Here is an 18,853-nt window from a genome sequence, read left to right as displayed (position 1 = left end):
TTTGGTGTTGCTTTCCCTGTTACTCGTGTTTCCGGCCCTCCTCCAGATGTGCCCAGCACTTCCCCCCCCCCCCCCCCCCCCCCCCCCCCTCCTCCCCCCCCCCCCCCCCCCCCCCCCCCCCCACCGGGGCTACGGATTACTGCTGGTTGATGCGCTCGTTGATGACCTTGTCGGCCGCCTCGCCGGCCTTCTTGGCGTCCTCACCCTTCAGGACCTTGGTCATGTAGTCCTTGATCGGGTTCGGGGCGGTCTCGACGTTCGCCCAGCCCGGGGTGACCGGGGTGACCTTGCCGGAGGCGGACGAGGCAGCCATGGCCTCGGCGAAGGAGCCGGCGGCGGGCTTGAACTGCGCGGAGTCGGTGTTCGGAAGCAGCGCGCCCTCGGTGGCGGCCGCGTACTTCGTCATGAACTCCTTGCCGGCGGCGAGGGCCAGCCACTCCTTCGCGAGGTCCTTGTTCTTGGAGCGCTCGGCGATGGCGAGGTTCGAGCCGCCGAGGAAGACGGAGCCCGGCTTGTCGGCCGTCTTGCCCGGGATCGGGAAGTAACCGAAGTCGGCGGTCTTGCCGGCCTTCTTCATGGCGTCGATCGCGCCGCCGGCCTCCCAGCCGAGACCGATCCAGGACGCCACGCCGCCCTTGGGGATGATGTCGGTGGACTGCTGCGGGGTCGCCTCGTCCTTGTCCTTGGGAGCGGTCGAGTAGGACGCCAGCTCCTTGTAGAAGTTCATGGCGGCGACGGCCTCGGGGGAGGACAGGTTGCCCTTCCACTTGTCGCCGTCCTTGACCGCCAGGTCGCTGCCCTCGTCCCAGACGAGGCCGGCGAGGACGTACCAGGACTGGCCCGGCAGGTAGATGGCCTGCGACTTCGGGTCGGACGACTTGAGCTTCTTCAGGCCCTCGATCCACTCGGCGCGGGTCTTCGGCGGGGTGACACCGGCCTTCTTGAAGGCGGCCTTGTCGTAGACGACGACGCGGTTGGCGGCGTACCAGGGGGCGGAGTAGAGCTTGCCGTCCAGCTCGTTGGAGGCGACCATGCCCTTGTTCCAGGCGTCGTAGCCGAGCGTGGCCTTGTCGCCGGACAGGTCGGCGAGGCCGCCGGTGACCGCGTAGCCCGCGGTCTGCGTGTTACCGAGCTCCAGGACGTCCGGCGGAGTGTCCTCGGAGAGGGCGGTGGTGACCTTCTCCTGGATGCCGTTCCAGATCTGCTTCTCGACCTTGACCTTGACGCCCGGGTGCTTGGCCTCGAAGGCCTTGTTCACCTCGGCCATCCAGGCGTCCGGCGCGGAACCGTCCATGACCCAGACGGTCAGGGTCTTGTCGCCCCCGGCGGCCTTGCCGCCGTCCTTGCCCTTGTCACTGCCGCTGTCGGAACCACACGCAGCAATGGAGACCATCATGCCCGCGACGCCGATCGCCGCGATGAGCTTGCGCTTCACGCCACCCTCCTCAGGGATGCCTGCAACCCCTGCCCACCGCGCGAAGACACACGTCAGGTAATGCTCGTGGGGCTGGGACCTGGTCTTTAATGGTTTAGACCAGTACCCGGAGCTTGGCCTAGACCTTTAGGGGTGTCAAGGGTGTATAAGAAGGGCAGTCGCGTCCGTTATCGGACCGACACCTGAGGGAGGGCGACGACCCGTGACCGGTCCGTGCCACCATGTGAGCCGCGACAGACGGAGGAGCCGGTGACGGCAGCAGCACAGGAGTCGGGAAGGCAGGCCATGGCCACGGACGCGGGCGGTACGGAGACAGAGGGCGGGGCACCCACCCGCACCGCACGCGTGCCCAAGTACTACCGGCTCAAGCGACACTTGCTCGACATGACGGAGACCCTGCCGCCCGGCACGCCGGTCCCGCCGGAGCGCACGCTCGCCGCCGAGTTCGACACCTCGCGCACCACCGTGCGCCAGGCGCTCCAGGAGCTGGTCGTCGAGGGCCGTCTGGAGCGCATCCAGGGCAAGGGCACGTTCGTGGCCAAGCCCAAGGTCTCGCAGGCCCTGCAGCTCACCTCCTACACGGAGGACATGCGGGCCCAGGGTCTTGAGCCCACCTCACAGCTCCTCGACATCGGGTACGTCACGGCCGACGACACCCTCGCCGGGCTGCTCGACATCTCGGCCGGCGGCCGGGTGCTCCGCATCGAGCGCCTGCGCCTGGCGAGCGGCGAGCCGATGGCCATCGAGACCACCCACCTGTCGGCGAAGCGCTTCCCCGCGCTGCGCCGCTCGCTCGTGAAGTACACCTCGCTGTACACGGCGCTCGCCGAGGTCTACGACGTGCACCTCGCCGAGGCCGAGGAGACCATCGAGACCTCCCTCGCCACCCCGCGCGAGGCCGGGCTGCTCGGCACGGACGTCGGCCTGCCGATGCTGATGCTCTCCCGCCACTCGCTGGACGCCCAGGGCGAGCCGGTGGAGTGGGTACGGTCCGTCTACCGAGGCGACCGGTACAAGTTCGTGGCGCGCCTGAAGCGCCCCAACGGCTGAGCCCCTTCCCGTACGACATGAACGGCCGCACCCCGGCGGGGGGTGCGGCCGTTGCGCGTTTCCCTGCGGCCGTTCGCGTTTTCCATGCGGCCCTTCCTCGTTTCCACCAGAGGGATGGCACTGAACCGTCCGGGGAACAGATCCGTGATACGGACGGGGGTTCCGAGAACGACGACGGTCCCCTAGATTTCCTCGGCATCATCAGATCATCGGCAAAGTGGACGGGATCTCCATGTCACAAGCGACACAAGGGAAACAATCGGTCGTCACCCCGCTCAGAGTGGTGATCGCCCTCTGTCTGTTCGCCCCGTTCGTGGCCATGCTCTGGGTGAGCTCCTACGCGAAGGTAGAACCGCTCTTCGCGGGCATCCCCTTCTTCTACTGGTACCAGATGCTCTGGGTGCTGATCTCCACGGTGCTCACCATGGTCGCGTACAAGCTGTGGCAGCTGGACCAGCGCGCCCGCAAGGGAGGTGACGCGCGATGAAGGACGGCGTGAACGGCGTGGCGCTCGGCGTCTTCGTCTTCTTCTTCCTGGCCGTCACGGTCATGGGCTTCCTGGCCGCGCGCTGGCGCAAGGCCGAGAACGAGAACAGCCTCGACGAATGGGGCCTGGGCGGCCGGTCGTTCGGCACCTGGATCACCTGGTTCCTGCTCGGCGGCGACCTCTACACGGCGTACACCTTCGTCGCCGTCCCCGCGGCCATCTACGCGGCGGGCGCGTCCGGCTTCTTCGCCGTCCCGTACACGATCCTGGTGTACCCGCTGATCTTCACCTTCCTGCCGCGCCTCTGGTCGGTCTCGCACAAGCACGGATACGTCACCACCTCCGACTTCGTGCGCGGCCGCTTCGGCTCCAAGGGCCTGTCGCTCGCGGTCGCGATCACCGGCATCCTCGCCACCATGCCGTACATCGCGCTCCAGCTCGTCGGCATCCAGGCCGTCCTGGACGTGATGGGTGTCGGCGGCGGCGAGAACACCAACTGGTTCGTCAAGGACCTGCCGCTGCTCATCGCCTTCGGTGTCCTCGCGGCCTACACGTACTCCTCCGGCCTGCGCGCCCCGGCGCTCATCGCCTTCGTCAAGGACACCCTGATCTACATCGTCATCGCGGTGGCGATCATCTACATCCCGATCAAGCTGGGCGGCTTCGACGAGATCTTCGGCAGGGCGGCCGAGGCGTACAAGACGATCAACCCGGCCACCGGCAAGCCGAAGGGCGCGCTCGTGCCCGGCGAGGCGGGCCAGTGGACGTACGCGACGCTGGCGCTCGGCTCGGCGCTCGCGCTCTTCATGTACCCGCACTCCATCACGGCGACGCTGTCGTCCCGGAGTCGTGAGGTCATCCGCCGCAACACCACCATCCTGCCGCTGTACTCGCTGATGCTGGGCCTGCTCGCGCTGCTCGGCTTCATGGCCATCGCCGCCGGCGTGAAGGTGACCAACGGCCAGCTCGCCATCCCGCAGCTGTTCGAGAACATGTTCCCGGACTGGTTCGCGGGCGTCGCGTTCGCCGCGATCGGCATCGGCGCGCTCGTCCCCGCCGCGATCATGTCGATCGCCGCGGCCAACCTCTTCACGAGGAACATCTACAAGGACTTCATCAAGAAGGACGCCACCCCGGCCCAGGAGACCAAGGTCTCCAAGCTGGTGTCCCTCCTGGTGAAGGTCGGCGCGCTCATCTTCGTCCTCACCATGGACAAGACGGTCGCCATCAACTTCCAGCTGCTCGGCGGCATCTGGATCCTCCAGACCTTCCCGGCGCTCGTCGGCGGTCTGTTCACCCGCTGGTTCCACCGCTGGGCGCTGCTCGCCGGCTGGGCCGTCGGCATGGTCTACGGCACGGCCGCCGCGTACGGCGTGGCCAGCCCGACGCAGAAGCACTTCGGCGGTTCGGCCGCCGAGATCCCCGGCATCGGCGAGATCGGCTACATCGGCCTCACCGCCTTCGTCCTCAACGTCCTCGTCACGGTCGCCCTGACCTTCGTCCTCAAGGCCGTCAAGGCCCCCGAGGGCGTCGACGAGACCTCCCCCGAGGACTACACGGCGGACGCGGGCGACGCGGGTGCCCGCGACCCGCAGAAGGTCGGCGCCGGAGCGCACTGACCCACGGACGCGTGCACGAGGGGGCCCGGAAATCCCGGGCCCCCTTCGCGTGGGCGCTCGTGGTGCCGACACAACATGTGGGGGGTGCCACGAGCGGCGCCCCCCACATGTATGCTCGTCCTCGCTGTCGACGCAGGGGAATCCGGCGCGAATCCGGAACTGTCCCGCAACGGTGTACTTCGTGTGGTTTCGCACTTCGTACGGAGTGAGTCCGAGGACCTGCCGACAGCGCGCCCGGTCCTTCCGTTCCGGGTGCCACAGACGTCCGGGCCTCGCGGAGTGGGCCGGTGGACGCGGCGCGCCCGCGCGTACGGGTGCCCGCCTGCCCGCCTCCCCCGCCCGCGGCCCCGCCGAGCGAGAGAGAGCCTCCACGTGACCATCGCGCCCGCCGATCCGGCCGCAGCGATCGAGACCGACGGACCCGGGACCGTACTCCTGCGGACCCTGACCGATCTCACCGCCGACCTCCCGGACACCGACCCCGGCAAGGTCGCCGCCGCCGCCCTCCGCGGCCGCAGCGCCACGTCGGACGAGGCGGAGCTGCGCGAGCTTGCCACCGAGGCGGCCGCCGGCCTGATCGCCGACGACCCGGCGTACTCCCGGCTCGCGGCCAGGCTCCTCACCATCACCATCGCCGACGAGGCGGCCGGCCAGGGCGCCGTGTCCTTCTCGGCCTCCGTCGCCGTCGGCCACCGCGAGGGCCTCATCGCCGACCGCACCGCCGAGTTCGTCGCCCTGCACGCCGAGCGCCTCGACGCGACGATCGACCCGGCCGGCGACGACCGCTTCGGCTACTTCGGTCTGCGCACCCTCTACTCGCGCTACCTGCTCCGCCACCCGATCACCCGCAAGGTGGTCGAGACGCCGCAGCACTTCATGCTGCGCGTCGCCGCCGGCCTCGCCGAGGACGACAGCGTCCGCGCCCTGGACGAAGTGAGCGCGCTGTACGGCCTGATGAGCCGCCTGGACTACCTGCCGTCCTCCCCCACGCTCTTCAACTCCGGCACCCGCCACCCGCAGATGTCGTCCTGCTACCTGCTCGACTCCCCGCAGGACGAGCTGGACTCCATCTACGACCGCTACCACCAGGTCGCGCGCCTCTCGAAGCACGCGGGCGGCATCGGCCTGTCGTACTCCCGGATCCGCGCCCGCGGTTCGCTGATCCGCGGCACCAACGGCCACTCCAACGGCATCGTCCCGTTCCTGAAGACGCTCGACGCCTCCGTCGCCGCCGTGAACCAGGGCGGCCGCCGCAAGGGCGCCGCCGCGGTCTACCTGGAGACCTGGCACGCGGACATCGAGGAGTTCCTGGAGCTCCGCGACAACACGGGCGAGGACCAGCGCCGTACGCACAACCTGAACCTGGCGCACTGGATCCCGGACGAGTTCATGCGCCGGGTCAACGCCGACGCCGACTGGTCGCTGTTCTCGCCGTCGGACGTGCCCGAGCTCGTCGACCTGTACGGCGAGGAGTTCGACGCCGCCTACCTCAAGGCCGAGGCGGCGGGCCTGGCCCGCAAGACGATGCCGGCCCGCGACCTGTACGGCCGGATGATGCGGACCCTGGCCCAGACCGGCAACGGCTGGATGACCTTCAAGGACGCCTCCAACCGGACCGCGAACCAGACCGCCCTGCCCGGTCGCGTGGTGCACTCCTCGAACCTGTGCACCGAGATCATCGAGGTCACCAACGACGACGAGACCGCGGTGTGCAACCTCGGCTCGGTCAACCTGGGTGCCTTCGTGGTCGGTTCGGACCTCGACTGGGACCGGCTCGACGCGACCGTCCGCACGGCCGTCACCTTCCTCGACCGGGTCGTCGACATCAACTTCTACCCGACCGAGCAGGCCGGCCGCTCCAACTCCAAGTGGCGTCCGGTGGGCCTGGGCGCGATGGGCCTCCAGGACGTCTTCTTCCAGCTGAAGCTGCCGTTCGACTCCCCCGAGGCGCGCGCGCTGTCCACCCGTATCGCCGAGCGGATCATGCTCGCCGCGTACGAGGCCTCCGCCGACCTCGCCGAGCGCAGCGGCCCGTTGCCGGCCTGGGCCGAGACCCGCACCGCCCAGGGCGTCCTGCACCCGGACCACTTCGGCGTCGAGCTGAACTGGCCGGAGCGCTGGGCCGCGCTGCGCGAGCGGATCGCCGCGGTCGGCATGCGCAACAGCCTCCTCCTCGCCATCGCGCCGACCGCGACGATCGCCTCGATCGCGGGCGTCTACGAGTGCATCGAGCCGCAGGTCTCCAACCTGTTCAAGCGCGAGACGCTGTCCGGAGAGTTCCTCCAGGTCAACTCGTACCTCGTCGACGAGCTGAAGAAGCTCGGCGTGTGGGACGCGCAGACCCGCGAGGCGCTGCGCGACTCCAACGGCTCGGTGGCCGGCTTCACCTGGGTCCCGGACGAGGTGCGCGAGCTGTACCGCACGGCCTGGGAGATCCCGCAGCGCGGCCTCATCGACATGGCGGCGGCGCGGACCCCGTTCCTCGACCAGAGCCAGTCCCTGAACCTGTTCATGGAGACGCCGACGATCGGCAAGCTGTCGTCGATGTACGCGTACGCCTGGAAGCAGGGCCTGAAGACGACGTACTACCTGCGCTCCCGCCCGGCGACCCGGATCGCCCGCGCCGCCCAGGCCGCCGCCCCGATCCCCGTCCAGCAGGCGGCCCCCGACGCGGACGCGATCGCCTGCTCCCTTGAGAACCCCGAGTCCTGCGAGGCCTGCCAGTGATGACCGAGAAGAAGAACCTCCTGGACCCGGGCTTCGAGCTCACGCTCCGCCCCATGCGCTACCCGGACTTCTACGAGCGCTACCGGGACGCCATCAAGAACACCTGGACGGTCGAGGAGGTCGACCTCCACTCGGACGTCGCCGACCTCGCCAAGCTCACCCCCGGTGAGCAGCACATGATCGGCCGTCTGGTCGCGTTCTTCGCGACGGGCGACTCGATCGTGGCGAACAACCTGGTCCTGACGCTGTACAAGCACATCAACTCCCCGGAGGCGCGCCTGTACCTGTCGCGCCAGCTCTTCGAGGAGGCCGTCCACGTCCAGTTCTACCTGACGCTCCTGGACACCTACCTGCCCGACCCGGACGACCGCGCCGCCGCGTTCGCCGCCGTCGAGAACATCCCCTCCATCCGCGAGAAGGTGCAGTTCTGCTTCAAGTGGATGGACTCGGTCGAGAAGATCGAGAAGCTGGAGACGGCCGCCGACCGCCGCCGCTTCCTGCTGAACCTGATCTGCTTCGCCGCGTGCATCGAGGGCCTGTTCTTCTACGGCGCCTTCGCCTACGTCTACTGGTTCCGCTCCCGCGGCCTCCTCCACGGCCTGGCGACGGGCACCAACTGGGTGTTCCGGGACGAGACGATGCACATGAACTTCGCCTTCGAGGTCGTGGACACCGTCCGCAAGGAGGAGCCGGAGCTCTTCGACGAGGCGCTGCAGCAGCAGGTCACGGACATGCTGAAGGAAGCCGTCGAGGCGGAGCTGCAGTTCGGCCAGGACCTGTGCGGCGACGGCCTGCCGGGCATGAACACGGAGTCGATGCGCGAGTACCTCCAGTGCGTCGCCGACCAGCGCCTCCAGCGCCTCGGCTTCGCCCCGGTGTTCGGCTCGGAGAACCCCTTCTCCTTCATGGAGCTCCAGGGCGTCCAGGAGCTCACGAACTTCTTCGAGCGCCGCCCGTCCGCCTACCAGGTGGCGGTCGAGGGCTCGGTGGACCTCGACGAGGACTTCTAGCCGGTACGAGAAAGGGCCCCGCTCCTGGTGAGGAGCGGGGCCCTTTCTCGTGAGCGCAGGCGATCAGTCGTTCGGGACCGTCTCGTAGCGCGGGGTGCCCTCGGCCATCTGGCGGAGGGCGTCCTTGCGGTCGCGCTTGGAGAGCTTGTCGATGTACAGGAAGCCGTACAGGTGGTCCGTCTCGTGCTGGAGGCAGCGGGCGAAGTAGCCGGTGCCGCGCACCTTGATCGGGTTGCCCTGGGCGTCCTGGCCGTGGACCTCCGCGTAGTCGGGGCGGGCCAGTTCGGCGTAGGCGGTCGGCACGGACAGGCAGCCCTCGTTGGACTCGTCCAGGACGCGCAGCTCGGCCGGGAGCTCCTGGAGGACGGGGTTGATCACGACACCGGTGTGCCGGACGCCCTCGTCGTCGGGGCAGTCGTAGACGAAGACCTTGAGGTCCACACCGATCTGGTTCGCGGCCAGGCCCACGCCCTCGGCGGCCTTCTGGCTGGCGAACATGTCGTCGATGAGCTGCGCCAGCTCGTCGTCGAACTCGGTGACGTCCTTGACCTCGCGGTGGAGGACGGGGTTGCCGACGACCGTGATCGGGCGCACCGTGCCGCGCTCGCGGTAGGCGAGCTCCCGCGCCTCGCAGTCCTCCGTGTCCACGACGAAGCCGTCGTTGATCGTCTGCTCGTCCGTCTCCTGCTGCGCCATGTCCGGCCGCGCCCTTCTGAAAACCCGATTCCGTCGAGGGACAGCCTACGGGCCCGGGGCCCTGGCCTCAGCAGACCTCTTCCAGATCACGCCATTCCCGGCTGTCCGGGCTGTCCGCCACCCAGCCGTCGAGGAGCCCGCGCACCAGGCCGGCCGGGGCCGCGATGCCGCACTCGCGCTCGGGGACCCACAGCTCGCCGGGCGAGCGGTGGCCGAGCGGTCCGGGATGCCCGGGCTCGCTGTGGTCGTGCGGGTCGGAGTGCTCGCCCTCGCCCTCGGCGCTCGGCATCGTCGACTCGGAGCAGGCGCGGCAGAGCAGCCGCACGGAGGACGACCAGTCCTCGGCGGCGAAACCGGCCTCGGCGGCGAGCTGCTCCAGGGCGTCCCGGTCGGCCTCGGTGGCGGCCTCCAGAAGGACGACCCAGGTGGGGACGGGTGAGGGCGCCCACAGCTCGATCTCGTCGAAGACGGGGTAGGAGGGGCCGGCGGTGGTGGTCCGCTCGCCGTTCGGCACGCCGTCGTGGAGGACGACCTCGCCCCAGCGGCGGCCGGAGGACGGCAGCGGGATGGAGAGGACCTCGATCCGGGCCGGGTCGAGCCGGCGGCCCCACACGACCTCCGCCTCGCCCTCGGGCGAGAGGCGGACGGCGGCGCTGCCCAGCTCCATGCCGGCGGGCTCGCCGGTGCCGGCGGCGGCTCCGGGGACCTTGAGACCGTAGGCCTGCCAGGCCCGGCGGGCCAGCGGCCAGTCCTGGAGGGCGGTGGCGGCGATGCCGACGTTCCACCAGTCGGGGGCGCCGGTCTCCTTGTCGAGGAGCGCGACGGCGCGCAGCCCGGCGGCGCGGGCCTGCTCCCAGTCGTGCCGGAACTTGTGCAGCAGCGCCAGGTTGAACCAGGACTCGGAGAGCCAGGGCTCCAGATCCGCCGCGCGCGTCAGGAGTGCGCCCGCGTCCTCGTACCGGCCGTCGCCGATCAGCGTGAACGCGCGGTCCGTGGCCTGCCGCCATGAGGCGGAGGGCCGATGCCGTACCTTCCCGAAGATCTTCACGATTCCCGCCTGCCGGTCGCTTCACCCTCTTGTTCGCATCCAACCATGCCCGGTCGGACGCGCGCTCATTACCCATGGGTTACCCAGGGACCGCCGAGGTCACCCCAGGGTCTCCGCCGCGTGCCAGGACCCTGGCCAGGCATTCGACGACATCCGGGTGATAGTCGCGGGCGGTGCCGAGCCTGAGCCGTTCCAGGGCCCCGAGGGCGGCGCCCGCCCCCTCGCCCGCTCCGGCGCCGGCGAGGTCGTCGTAGGCGTTCACGGCCCGCACGATCCGGGCGGCCTGCGGCTGCTCGCGGTACGGGTCGGCCTGCCGCTCCACGACGACGGCGACGGCCTCGGGGACCCCGGTCCTGCGGACGACCTCGCCGCCCAGGAGGGCGATCCGGCGCTGTTCCTCGGCCGGGAGGAGGGCGGTGGCGCCGCCCTCGACGGGGTCGACGAGGGAGAGCTGGCCGATGTCGTGCATGAGCGCCGCGTGCTCCAGGACGGTCAGTTCGGTCCCGGAGAGGCCGAGCTCGCGCCCGACGGCCGCGCTGAGGGCGGCGACCCGGTGGGCGTGGCCCGGCGGGGTGCAGCCGGCGATCTCGGTGGCGCGGGCGAGGGAGGCGATGGTCTGCCGGTTGACGGTCCGCACGGCCGCGTACCGCCGTAAGGAGAGCTGGGTGAGCAGGAGGGGGACGGCGAGGACGGGCAGGGCCCAGAGTCCGGCGGCGGCGACGCCGAGTGCCATGACGGTGCCGGTGGCGCAGACGGCGGAGCCGATGCCGAGGAAGGCGCGGAGTTCGTCGCGCAGGAGGGGGCCGTACGGGAATCCGGTGCGGGCGCGCAGGAGGAGGGCGGCGAGCACGGCGTCGCAGAGGGCGGTCAGGACGAGCAGGAGGACCAGGAAGAGGGCGTACGCGGGGCCCTCGCCGAGGTGCCTGGTGAGGGCGCCGGAGTTGTAGAGGGGCTGGAAGCAGAGGGCGGCGAAGCCGACGGTGAGGACGCGGCGGGCGAAGTGGTCGAGGCCGGGGCCCTGGCCGCGGGCGATGTGCGGGACGATCCCGGCGAGGCCCGCGGCGACGACGACGGCGACGGTCTGGAGGACGCCGTGGGTGGTGGCGTGGCCGGCGCTGCTGCCGAGCAGGGCGTAGGCGAGGGCTCCGGCGGCGCCGAGCGGGGCGGGCTCGCTCCCCCGTGGCGCTTCGCGCACGGGCGGTGCCCCCGTGCCGGGTGCGGCGCCCCAGCGGGCGAGCTCGCCGAGGGCGATGAGGGTGCCGAAGGCGAGGGCGTTGCCGGGTTCGTCGAGGCCGTACCAGAGGGTGGCGCCGAAGCCGGTGAGCCCGAGGAGGAGCGCGCCGCCGCGCACGGCGCCGACGGTGGGCGCCCCGGGTCTCACGCGGGCTCCTTGGCGGCCGGCGCGGGGAGGGGTTCGCGCGCCGGCGGGACCTGCTCCTGCTCGCGGGCGGTCTCGTCGGCTTCCCGCTGGGGGGTGCTCTGATCGGCTTCCCGCTGGGGGGTGCTCTCGTCGGCGGTGACGGCGGGCTGCCAGCCGTGCCGGTCGAGGGCCTGGGCGAGGGCGGTGACCATCCGGGGGTCGAACTGGGTGCCGGCGCAGCGTTCCAGTTCGGCGAGGGCGGTGGGCACGGGGCGGGCCCGGCTGTAGGAGCGGGTGGAGGTCATGGCGTCGAAGGCGTCGGCGACGGCGACGACCCGGGCGAACTCGGGGATCTGCTCGCCGTGGAGGCCGTACGGGTAGCCGCTGCCGTCCATGCGTTCGTGGTGGTGGAGGATCGCGGCCCGCGCCTCGCCGAGGAAGCCGATGCCGCGGACCATCTCGTGGCCGTACTCGGGGTGGAGTTCGATGACCCGGCGTTCCTCGGGGGTGAGGGGCCCGTCCTTGGTGAGCACCCGGGTGGGGACGCCGAGCTTGCCGACGTCGTGGAGGATGCCGGCGAAGCGGACGACGTCGAGGCGGTCGTCGGCCATGCCGAGCTCACGGGCGATCAGGACGGAGGCGTGGCCGACGCGTTCGCTGTGGCCGCGGGTGTAGGTGTCCTTGATGTCGACGGCCTGGACGAGGGCGCGGATGGTGGCCTGGTGGGCGGCGCGCTCGCGGTGGTACTGGGCGAAGACCCAGCAGGAGATGTACATGGGCAGGAGCACGAAGAGCGCGGCGAAGGGGCCGTACGTGCTGCGCCAGAGGACGGCCATCATGAGTCCGGCGAGGCCGTGGACGGTGTGCGGGGCGAGGGCCCGGCCGAGGAGGCCGCGCCAGGCGGCCCGCAGGGGCAGTCCCCCGGCGGTGGCGCGGATGCCGCCGTCGAGGGCGGTGAGGACCAGGCAGAAGGCGAGGGCGGCGGCGCCGGCGGGCAGCAGCGCGTACGGCAGGTCGGGGGCGTCCGGGCCGCGGCCGAGGGCGGTGGGGCCGCCGAGGGCTCCGGCGGCCAGGGCGGCGGCCCAGACGGAGAGGGCCGCGGCGGCGGCCCGCCAGGCGCGGCGGGGTGCGGCGGGGGGTTCGTCGACGCGGGCGAGGAGGCTGCCGGGGATCGCGGTGAGCGCGGCGGCCGCGGGCGGCAGGAGCAGCGCGGAGGCGAGGAGTACGGGGAAGAAGGAGCCGGTGCCCATGGGGACGGAGGCGCCGGGCGCGCGGCCGGGGAGCCGGGAGCGGGCGGGCAGCTCGCAGAGCGCGTACAGGGCGGCGAGGAGTGCGGCCGTGCCCCAGGGGACGGCGGCGCCGGGGCGCAGCGCGGGCAGGGCACAGGCCCCGGCGCCGAGCAGGGCGCAGCCGATGTACACGCGGGCCGCTCGCGGAATGACCTTCACGCCCATCACGCCTGTCACGCTAGCGAGTTGGGCGGCCGGCGACGGCGCGGTCGGAGTGATTCGCACCATCGGGTGATACAAGCTGATATATGCGCGGGGCCGCCGCGAGCGTGTCGCGGCGGCCCCGATGGACGCCTCTTACTCCTGCGGGGCCGGAGTCGTCGGTGCGTTCACCGTGATGTCCTGCTCCGGCACCATGTGTCCGCCGCGGATCAGGTCGATCCGGCCCATGACCTTGGCGCGCAGGTCACTGGGGACGTCGTCACTTCCGCAGCAGCGCTTGACGAGCTTCTTCACGGCCTGTTCGAGGCCGTACTTCTCCAGGCACGGGGAGCACTCCTCGAAGTGCACCTCGAACTTGGTGCAGTCACTGTCGGGCATCTCGTGGTCCAGGAACTCGTACAGATGATCCAGGACCTCTGAGCAATCCGTCTCGTGCGGCTCTCCGCAGCTCATGAGCCCGAGCCTTTCAGATCGTTCGACGACTCTCCGGCGCCCGCGGGTACCAGCCCGCGGTCGCGAGCGTAGTCCTCGAGCATGCCGCGCAGCTGGCGGCGGCCCCGGTGCAGTCGGGACATCACCGTACCGATGGGTGTCCCCATGATGTCCGCGATCTCCTTGTACGCAAAGCCCTCGACATCGGCGAGATAGACGGCGATGCGGAACTCCTCGGGAATCGCCTGGAGCGCTTCCTTCACGTCGGAGTCGGGGAGGTGGTCGAGCGCCTGCGACTCGGCGGAGCGCAGACCGGTCGACATGTGCGACTCGGCGCGGGCGAGCTGCCAGTCCTCGATCTCCTCGGCGGCGCTGCGCTGAGGCTCACGCTGCTTCTTGCGGTACGAGTTGATGAAGGTGTTCGTGAGGATGCGGTACAGCCAGGCCTTGAGGTTCGTACCCTCGCGGAACTGGTGGAAGGATCCGTACGCCTTGGCGTAGGTCTCCTGCACCAGGTCCTCCGCGTCCGCGGGGTTGCGCGTCATGCGCAGCGCGGCCGAGTACATCTGGTCGAGGTAGCCGAGGGCGTCCCGCTCGAAGCGCGCGTTGCGCTCCTCGGTCGTCTCCTCGGGGCCGTCGTCGGTCCCTGTGTCGGTCCCAGTGACCGGACCCACCTCCTCCAGCGCGGCGGCGAGCCCGAGGGCGGACCCGCTCGTTTCGGAGGATAGACGAGGAACCGCTCCGCCCGCCGCCCGAATAGGGGCGGTCCTGGGTGCGGGCAGCACTGTCCAGTCGAGGTCAGCGGCCTGCGCACGCTCTGGGCAGATGGTCGAACCCATGCGACGGACTCCCTCTTCCTTGCTCTCACACCGACGCTCTCCACAACAGTGGTCACCGGCGTGGCATTCCCGGTGCACGCGGTGAAGTCAGCGGAGGGCGGTGATCCACTTCGTGACGCCGTCGACGAGAGCGGCGAGCGCCTCGTCCTGGCTCAGCGGCGCCCGCTTGGGGATCGCGAAGCCGTGGTCCCCGTACGGAATCTCCACGAGCTCGTACGGCCCTTCCGGGTACTCCTCGGGCCGCCCGAAGGTGTCGTTGCCGCCCTGGACGACGAGCGTGGGCAGTCCGGTGGAGAGGAGCTCCTCGGCGCGGGACCGCTCGGGCCTGCCCGGCGGGTGGAGCGGGAAGCTCAGGGCGAGGACGGCGAGCGCGCCGAGCTCGCGGCCGGTCCGGCAGGCGACCCGGGCGCCGGCGCTGCGGCCGCCGGCGACCACCGGGAGGCCGGGCTCGGCGAGGGCCGGCCAGAGGCCGCGCCAGCCGGTGTCGAGGGTCTTCGGCGCGGGCGCGACCTTCTTGCCGGCGACCCGCCAGGGCTGTTCGACGAGGGCGACGGTCACGCCGTGCGCGGGCAGCGCGGCGGCCAGGGCCTGGAGGTCGCGGGCCTCGACGCCGCCGCCGGCGCCGTGGCCGAGGGCGAGGACGGCCCAGGGCTTCGTCCCGGCGTGCCAGGTGATGCGTGCCTCACCGGCGTCGGTGGAGACGGTCTCGTACTGTGTCACGTCCCCATCCTGCCGTCCGGTCCGGCTCACGCGTCAGAACAGCGTGCCGACTTCCGGTCCCGACAGCTCCTCCAGGAGCTCGGGGCCGTTGTTGCGGACGTTGCTGACGGCGGTCGCGACCGGGTAGGCCCGCATCAGGCCGCCGGGCGGCGGGGCGAGCAGCCCGCGCAGCTCCTCGGGGTCGGTGCGCGCCGGGTCGAGCCAGGCGTCCCAGCGGTCCTCGGTCAGCATGAGCGGCATCCGGGGGTGGATGTCGGCGAGCGAGCGCGGGCCCTCGGCCGGGGCGACGCCCAGCGGGCCGGTCTCGGCCTCGGTGGTGATCACCGAGCAGGTCACCCACCACGCGGAGGAGTGCTCGGGGGGCAGCGTCGTGTCCCGCCAGAACTCGTAGAGCCCGGCCATCGCGAAGACGGAGCCGTCCGCCGGGGTCACGAAGTACGGCTGCTTCCGGGGCCGCTTCTTCTTCCCCTCGACCTCCAGATCGCGCTCGGCGGCCCCGGTCACCCACTCGTAGTAGCCGTCGGCGGGCAGGATGCAGCGGCGCGCCTGGAAGGCGCGCTTGAAGGAGGGCTTCTCGTCCACGGTCTCCGCGCGCGCGTTGATCATCCGGGCGGCGCCCTCCGGCGACTTCGACCAGGACGGCACGAGCCCCCACCTCAGGGCGCGCAGCTGGCGAACCGGGCGCGGCGATCCGGCGTCTTTCACAGGACGCTCCAGTACGGCCCAGACCTCCTTGGTCGGGGCCACGTTCCAGTCGGGGGCCAGGGTCTCCTCGGGCTCCCACTTCTCGATCCCGAAGACGTCGACGAGGTCCTCGGGCCGCCGACTCGATGCATACCGTCCGCACATACGTGCCACACTGCCACGTTCCCGCACCCGACCGAGGAGCCGTCCGCGAAATGACCGAGATCCTCGGCACCCAGCCCGCTCCCGACGCGTGGATCGTCTACGTCACGGCCGTCGGCGCGCTGGCCCTGGTCACCCTCCGCCGCCTCTGGCTCCCCGCCCGCAACGCGATCACCATCGCCCACGAGGGCGGCCACGGCCTGATCGCCCTCGCCACCGGCCGCCGCCTGCAGGCGATCCGGCTGCACTCGGACACCAGCGGGCTCACCGTCTCCCGGGGCCGGGCGACCGGCGTCGGCGTGGTCCTCACCCTCGCCGCCGGCTATCCGGCGGCCCCGCTGCTCGGGCTGGGCGGCGCCGCCCTGCTCGGCATCGGCCACATCGCCCTGCTGCTGTGGATCGCGACCGCGCTGCTGCTCGCGCTCCTGGTGATGATCCGCAACGCGTACGGGGTCCTCACCGTCGTCCTGACGGGCGCCGCCTTCGTCCTCGTCTCCTGGCTGACCGGCCCCGACGTCCAGTCGGCGTTCGCGTACGCGGTGGTGTGGTTCCTGCTCCTCGGCGGTGTCCGCCCGGCCTTCGAGCTCCAGGCGAAGCGGCGCCACGGCGGCGCACCCGACTCGGACGCCGACCAGCTGTCGCGGCTCACCCAGGTGCCCGCCGGAGTGTGGCTGTTCTTCTTCCACGCGGTCGCGATATCCGCCCTGATCGGCGGCGGGCGCTGGCTCCTGGGCATCTGACTCCCCCGTACAGTGAGTCCATGACCGCAGCAGCTTCCGCGACGCACACCGACCCGCCCACCGACCTCTGGCCCGCCCCGTATGCCCGCGGCGCCGTCGACGCGACCGTCACCGTGCCCGGATCGAAGTCGGTCACCAACCGCGCCCTTGTCCTCGCCGCGCTCGCCGCCGAGCCGGGCTGGCTGCGCCGCCCGCTGCGCTCCCGCGACACCCTCCTGATGGCCGAGGCGCTCCGCACCCTCGGCGTGAAGATCGAGGAGGGCGTGGGCCCCGACGGCACCGGCGAGGCCTGGCGGATCATCCCCTCCCCGCTGCGCGGCCCCGCGGCCGTCGACGTCGGCAACGCCGGCACGGTCATGCGCTTCCTGCCCCCGGTCGCGGCCCTCGCCGACGGCCCGGTGCGCTTCGACGGCGACGCCCGCTCCCACGAGCGTCCGCTGCACGGCGTGATCGACGCGCTGCGCGCGCTCGGCGCCCGGATCGACGACGACGGCCGGGGCGCGCTCCCGATGACCGTGCACGGCGCCGGGGGCCTGGACGGCGGCACGGTCGAGATCGACGCCTCCTCGTCCTCCCAGTTCGTCAGCGCCCTGCTGCTGTCCGCGCCCCGCTTCAACCAGGGCGTCGAGGTACGGCACGTGGGCAGCCGGCTCCCCTCGCTCCCCCATATCCGGATGACCGTCGACATGCTGCGCGCGGTCGGCGCCCAGGTCGACGAGCCGGAGCACGGCGGCGAGCCGAACGTGTGGCGGGTCGCGCCCTGCGCGCTGCGCGGCCGGGACCTCGTCGTCGAGCCCGACCTGTCGAACGCGCAGCCGTTCCTGGCGGCGGCCCTGGTGACCGGCGGCCGGGTGACGATCCCCGACTGGCCGGCGCGGACCACCCAGCCGGGCGACGAGCTGCGCCGGATCTTCACCGAGATGGGTGGCTCCTGCGAGCTCACCGACGCGGGCCTGACCTTCACCGGCACGGGCCGGATCCACGGCATCGACGTGGACCTCGGCGAGGTCGGCGAGCTGACCCCCGGCATCGCGGCGGTCGCGGCCCTCGCCGACTCCCCCTCGACCCTGCGCGGGGTCGCGCACCTGCGGCTGCACGAGACGGACCGGCTCGCGGCGCTCACCAAGGAGATCAACGAGCTCGGTGGCGACGTGACCGAGACCGAGGACGGTCTCCACATCCGCCCGCGCCCGCTGCACGGCGGCGTCTTCCACACGTACCACGACCACCGCATGGCGACCGCGGGCGCGATCATCGGCCTCGCCGTCGAGGGCGTGGAGATCGAGGACGTGGCCACGACGGCGAAGACCTTGCCGGACTTCCCGACGATGTGGACCGAAATGCTCGGGGTCTGAACCATGCGGCGCTACGGCAAGCACACCGACGAGGACGACATCCGCCAGCGGCCCAACCGCAAGGGCACCCGTCCCCGCACCACCATCCGTCCGAAGCACGAGGACGCCGTCGAGGGCATGGTCCTCACCGTCGACCGCGGCCGGCTCACCTGCCTGGTCGACGGCCGGGCGGTGATGGCGATGAAGGCGCGCGAGCTGGGCCGCAAGGCCGCCGTCGTCGGCGACCGGGTCTCGCTGGTCGGCGACCTGTCGGGCGAGAAGGACACGCTGGCCCGGATCGTACGGATCAGCGAGCGGAGCTCGGTGCTCCGGCGCACGGCCGACGACGACGACCCGTACGAGCGGGTGGTCGTCGCCAACGCCGACCAGCTCGCGATCGTCACCGCGCTCGCCGACCCGGAGCCGCGCCCCCGGCTGATCGACCGCTGCCTGGTCGCGGCGTACGACGGCGGGCTCGAACCCTTCCTGGTGATGACGAAGTCGGACCTGGCCCCGCCCGAGAAGCTCCTGGAGCTGTACGGGGACCTGGACATCCCGCACGTGGTGGTGAACCGCGACGAGCTGTACGACGGCGGGGCGGCCGACCGGGTGCGGCAGTACCTGGACGGGCGCGTCACGGCTTTCGTCGGACACTCGGGCGTCGGCAAGACGACGCTGGTCAACGCCCTGGTGCCGGAGGAGAAGCGGCGCGTCACCGGCCGTGTGAACGCGGTGACGGGCCGCGGCCGGCACACCACGACCTCGGCGCTCGCGCTGCCCCTGGACGCGGCCGACGGCTGGGTCATCGACACCCCGGGCGTGCGGTCCTTCGGCCTGCACCACGTCGACCCGTCCCGGGTCATCCACGCCTTCCCCGACCTGGAGCCGGGCACCGAGAACTGCCCGCGCGCCTGCAGCCACGACGAGCCGGACTGCGCGCTCGACGCGTTCGTGGCGGAGGGGCACGCCGATCCGGCGCGGCTGTACTCGCTGCGGCGACTGCTCGCCACGAGGGAGCGGCGCGAGGGCGACTGAGCCCCGGCGTTGCACCCGCTCGGT

At 71.5% G+C, this 18,853-nt stretch carries 17 protein-coding genes and 1 riboswitch; of the genes, 8 read left to right on the top strand and 9 right to left on the bottom strand.

Annotated features, from left to right (window positions below):
- Positions 1-136: 136 nt before the first annotated feature.
- Positions 137-1,435 carry an extracellular solute-binding protein gene (locus ACZ7HT_RS22135; RefSeq protein WP_471168405.1) on the bottom strand — a complete coding sequence of 433 codons (1,299 nt, stop codon included), beginning with the start codon at positions 1,433-1,435 and terminating at the stop codon, positions 137-139.
- A gap of 285 nt (positions 1,436-1,720) precedes the next feature.
- Here ACZ7HT_RS22135 and ACZ7HT_RS22130 point away from each other — a divergent pair, with 285 nt between their 5' ends.
- The 5 genes from ACZ7HT_RS22130 (at position 1,721) to ACZ7HT_RS22110 (ending at position 8,328) form a co-directional block, all read left to right on the top strand.
- Positions 1,721-2,485 carry a GntR family transcriptional regulator gene (locus ACZ7HT_RS22130; protein WP_471168820.1) on the top strand — a complete coding sequence of 255 codons (765 nt, stop codon included), beginning with the start codon at positions 1,721-1,723 and terminating at the stop codon, positions 2,483-2,485.
- Positions 2,486-2,717: 232 nt separating this feature from the next.
- Positions 2,718-2,972 carry a DUF3311 domain-containing protein gene (locus tag ACZ7HT_RS22125; protein WP_352028174.1) on the top strand — a complete coding sequence of 85 codons (255 nt, stop codon included), beginning with the start codon at positions 2,718-2,720 and terminating at the stop codon, positions 2,970-2,972.
- The gene (gene mctP, locus ACZ7HT_RS22120) at positions 2,969-4,591 is read left to right on the top strand and encodes a monocarboxylate uptake permease MctP (protein WP_471168402.1); all 1,623 of its coding nucleotides are present in this window, start codon (positions 2,969-2,971) and stop codon (positions 4,589-4,591) included. Before ACZ7HT_RS22125 ends, mctP begins: the two co-directional genes overlap by 4 nt.
- A 111-nt stretch (positions 4,592-4,702) precedes the next feature.
- Positions 4,703-4,832: riboswitch (cobalamin riboswitch) on the top strand.
- Positions 4,833-4,963: 131 nt separating this feature from the next.
- The gene (locus ACZ7HT_RS22115) at positions 4,964-7,318 is read left to right on the top strand and encodes a ribonucleoside-diphosphate reductase subunit alpha (RefSeq protein ID WP_471168399.1); all 2,355 of its coding nucleotides are present in this window, start codon (positions 4,964-4,966) and stop codon (positions 7,316-7,318) included.
- Positions 7,318-8,328, top strand: coding sequence for a ribonucleotide-diphosphate reductase subunit beta (locus tag ACZ7HT_RS22110; RefSeq protein WP_471168396.1), 1,011 nt, complete (start codon positions 7,318-7,320; stop codon positions 8,326-8,328). Before ACZ7HT_RS22115 ends, ACZ7HT_RS22110 begins: the two co-directional genes overlap by 1 nt.
- A 63-nt stretch (positions 8,329-8,391) precedes the next feature.
- On the opposite strand, the gene def is transcribed toward ACZ7HT_RS22110, so the two are convergent.
- The 8 genes from def to ACZ7HT_RS22070 form a co-directional block, all read right to left on the bottom strand.
- A complete protein-coding gene (gene def, locus ACZ7HT_RS22105; protein WP_471168393.1) occupies positions 8,392-9,024 on the bottom strand; it encodes a peptide deformylase in 633 nt (210 codons plus the stop codon).
- 67 nt (positions 9,025-9,091) lie between these two features.
- Complete coding sequence (locus ACZ7HT_RS22100) at positions 9,092-10,072, bottom strand: tetratricopeptide repeat protein (RefSeq protein WP_017236276.1); 981 nt, start codon at positions 10,070-10,072, stop codon at positions 9,092-9,094.
- Between the two features lie 79 nt (positions 10,073-10,151).
- Positions 10,152-11,453, bottom strand: coding sequence for an HD domain-containing protein (locus tag ACZ7HT_RS22095; RefSeq protein ID WP_471168389.1), 1,302 nt, complete (start codon positions 11,451-11,453; stop codon positions 10,152-10,154).
- Positions 11,450-12,880, bottom strand: a complete 1,431-nt coding sequence (locus ACZ7HT_RS22090) for an HD-GYP domain-containing protein (protein ID WP_471168818.1) — start codon at positions 12,878-12,880, stop codon at positions 11,450-11,452. Before ACZ7HT_RS22090 ends, ACZ7HT_RS22095 begins: the two co-directional genes overlap by 4 nt.
- A 138-nt stretch (positions 12,881-13,018) precedes the next feature.
- Positions 13,019-13,336, bottom strand: coding sequence for a mycothiol system anti-sigma-R factor (gene rsrA, locus ACZ7HT_RS22085; RefSeq protein WP_471168387.1), 318 nt, complete (start codon positions 13,334-13,336; stop codon positions 13,019-13,021).
- Positions 13,333-13,989 carry a sigma-70 family RNA polymerase sigma factor gene (locus tag ACZ7HT_RS22080; protein ID WP_030207302.1) on the bottom strand — a complete coding sequence of 219 codons (657 nt, stop codon included), beginning with the start codon at positions 13,987-13,989 and terminating at the stop codon, positions 13,333-13,335. Before ACZ7HT_RS22080 ends, rsrA begins: the two co-directional genes overlap by 4 nt.
- Positions 13,990-14,241: 252 nt before the next feature.
- Positions 14,242-14,874, bottom strand: a complete 633-nt coding sequence (locus ACZ7HT_RS22075; RefSeq protein WP_471168384.1) for an alpha/beta hydrolase family protein — start codon at positions 14,872-14,874, stop codon at positions 14,242-14,244.
- Positions 14,875-14,907: 33 nt separating this feature from the next.
- On the bottom strand, positions 14,908-15,723 hold the full coding sequence (locus tag ACZ7HT_RS22070) for an SOS response-associated peptidase (protein ID WP_471168382.1): 816 nt from the start codon (positions 15,721-15,723) through the stop codon (positions 14,908-14,910).
- A gap of 50 nt (positions 15,724-15,773) precedes the next feature.
- Here ACZ7HT_RS22070 and ACZ7HT_RS22065 point away from each other — a divergent pair, with 50 nt between their 5' ends.
- The 3 genes from ACZ7HT_RS22065 to rsgA are packed head-to-tail and all read left to right on the top strand — an operon-like array spanning position 15,774 to position 18,829.
- Positions 15,774-16,460: a M50 family metallopeptidase gene (locus ACZ7HT_RS22065; RefSeq protein WP_471168380.1), complete on the top strand. Its 687-nt coding sequence runs from the start codon at positions 15,774-15,776 to the stop codon at positions 16,458-16,460.
- Between the two features lie 20 nt (positions 16,461-16,480).
- Positions 16,481-17,815, top strand: a complete 1,335-nt coding sequence (gene aroA, locus ACZ7HT_RS22060; RefSeq protein ID WP_471168377.1) for a 3-phosphoshikimate 1-carboxyvinyltransferase — start codon at positions 16,481-16,483, stop codon at positions 17,813-17,815.
- 3 nt (positions 17,816-17,818) lie between these two features.
- The gene (gene rsgA, locus ACZ7HT_RS22055; protein ID WP_471168374.1) at positions 17,819-18,829 is read left to right on the top strand and encodes a ribosome small subunit-dependent GTPase A; all 1,011 of its coding nucleotides are present in this window, start codon (positions 17,819-17,821) and stop codon (positions 18,827-18,829) included.
- The last annotated feature ends 24 nt before the right edge of the window (positions 18,830-18,853 follow it).

The sequence above is a fragment of the Streptomyces sp. NPDC037410 genome (assembly GCF_055602235.1).
Note: the sequence above shows the minus strand (reverse complement) of the source record. Positions and strands in the feature narration are given on the sequence as shown.

What these genes read in the sequence shown, in the direction of transcription:
- ACZ7HT_RS22070 (WP_471168382.1), bottom strand. Translation starts at nt 15,723, where the DNA reads ATGTGCGGACGGTATGCATCGAGTCGGCGGCCCGAGGACCTCGTCGAC.
- ACZ7HT_RS22130 (WP_471168820.1), top strand. Translation starts at nt 1,721, where the DNA reads ATGGCCACGGACGCGGGCGGTACGGAGACAGAGGGCGGGGCACCCACC.
- aroA (WP_471168377.1), top strand. Translation starts at nt 16,481, where the DNA reads ATGACCGCAGCAGCTTCCGCGACGCACACCGACCCGCCCACCGACCTC.
- ACZ7HT_RS22065 (WP_471168380.1), top strand. Translation starts at nt 15,774, where the DNA reads ATGACCGAGATCCTCGGCACCCAGCCCGCTCCCGACGCGTGGATCGTC.
- rsgA (WP_471168374.1), top strand. Translation starts at nt 17,819, where the DNA reads ATGCGGCGCTACGGCAAGCACACCGACGAGGACGACATCCGCCAGCGG.
- rsrA (WP_471168387.1), bottom strand. Translation starts at nt 13,336, where the DNA reads ATGAGCTGCGGAGAGCCGCACGAGACGGATTGCTCAGAGGTCCTGGAT.
- def (WP_471168393.1), bottom strand. Translation starts at nt 9,024, where the DNA reads ATGGCGCAGCAGGAGACGGACGAGCAGACGATCAACGACGGCTTCGTC.
- mctP (WP_471168402.1), top strand. Translation starts at nt 2,969, where the DNA reads ATGAAGGACGGCGTGAACGGCGTGGCGCTCGGCGTCTTCGTCTTCTTC.
- ACZ7HT_RS22110 (WP_471168396.1), top strand. Translation starts at nt 7,318, where the DNA reads ATGACCGAGAAGAAGAACCTCCTGGACCCGGGCTTCGAGCTCACGCTC.
- ACZ7HT_RS22125 (WP_352028174.1), top strand. Translation starts at nt 2,718, where the DNA reads ATGTCACAAGCGACACAAGGGAAACAATCGGTCGTCACCCCGCTCAGA.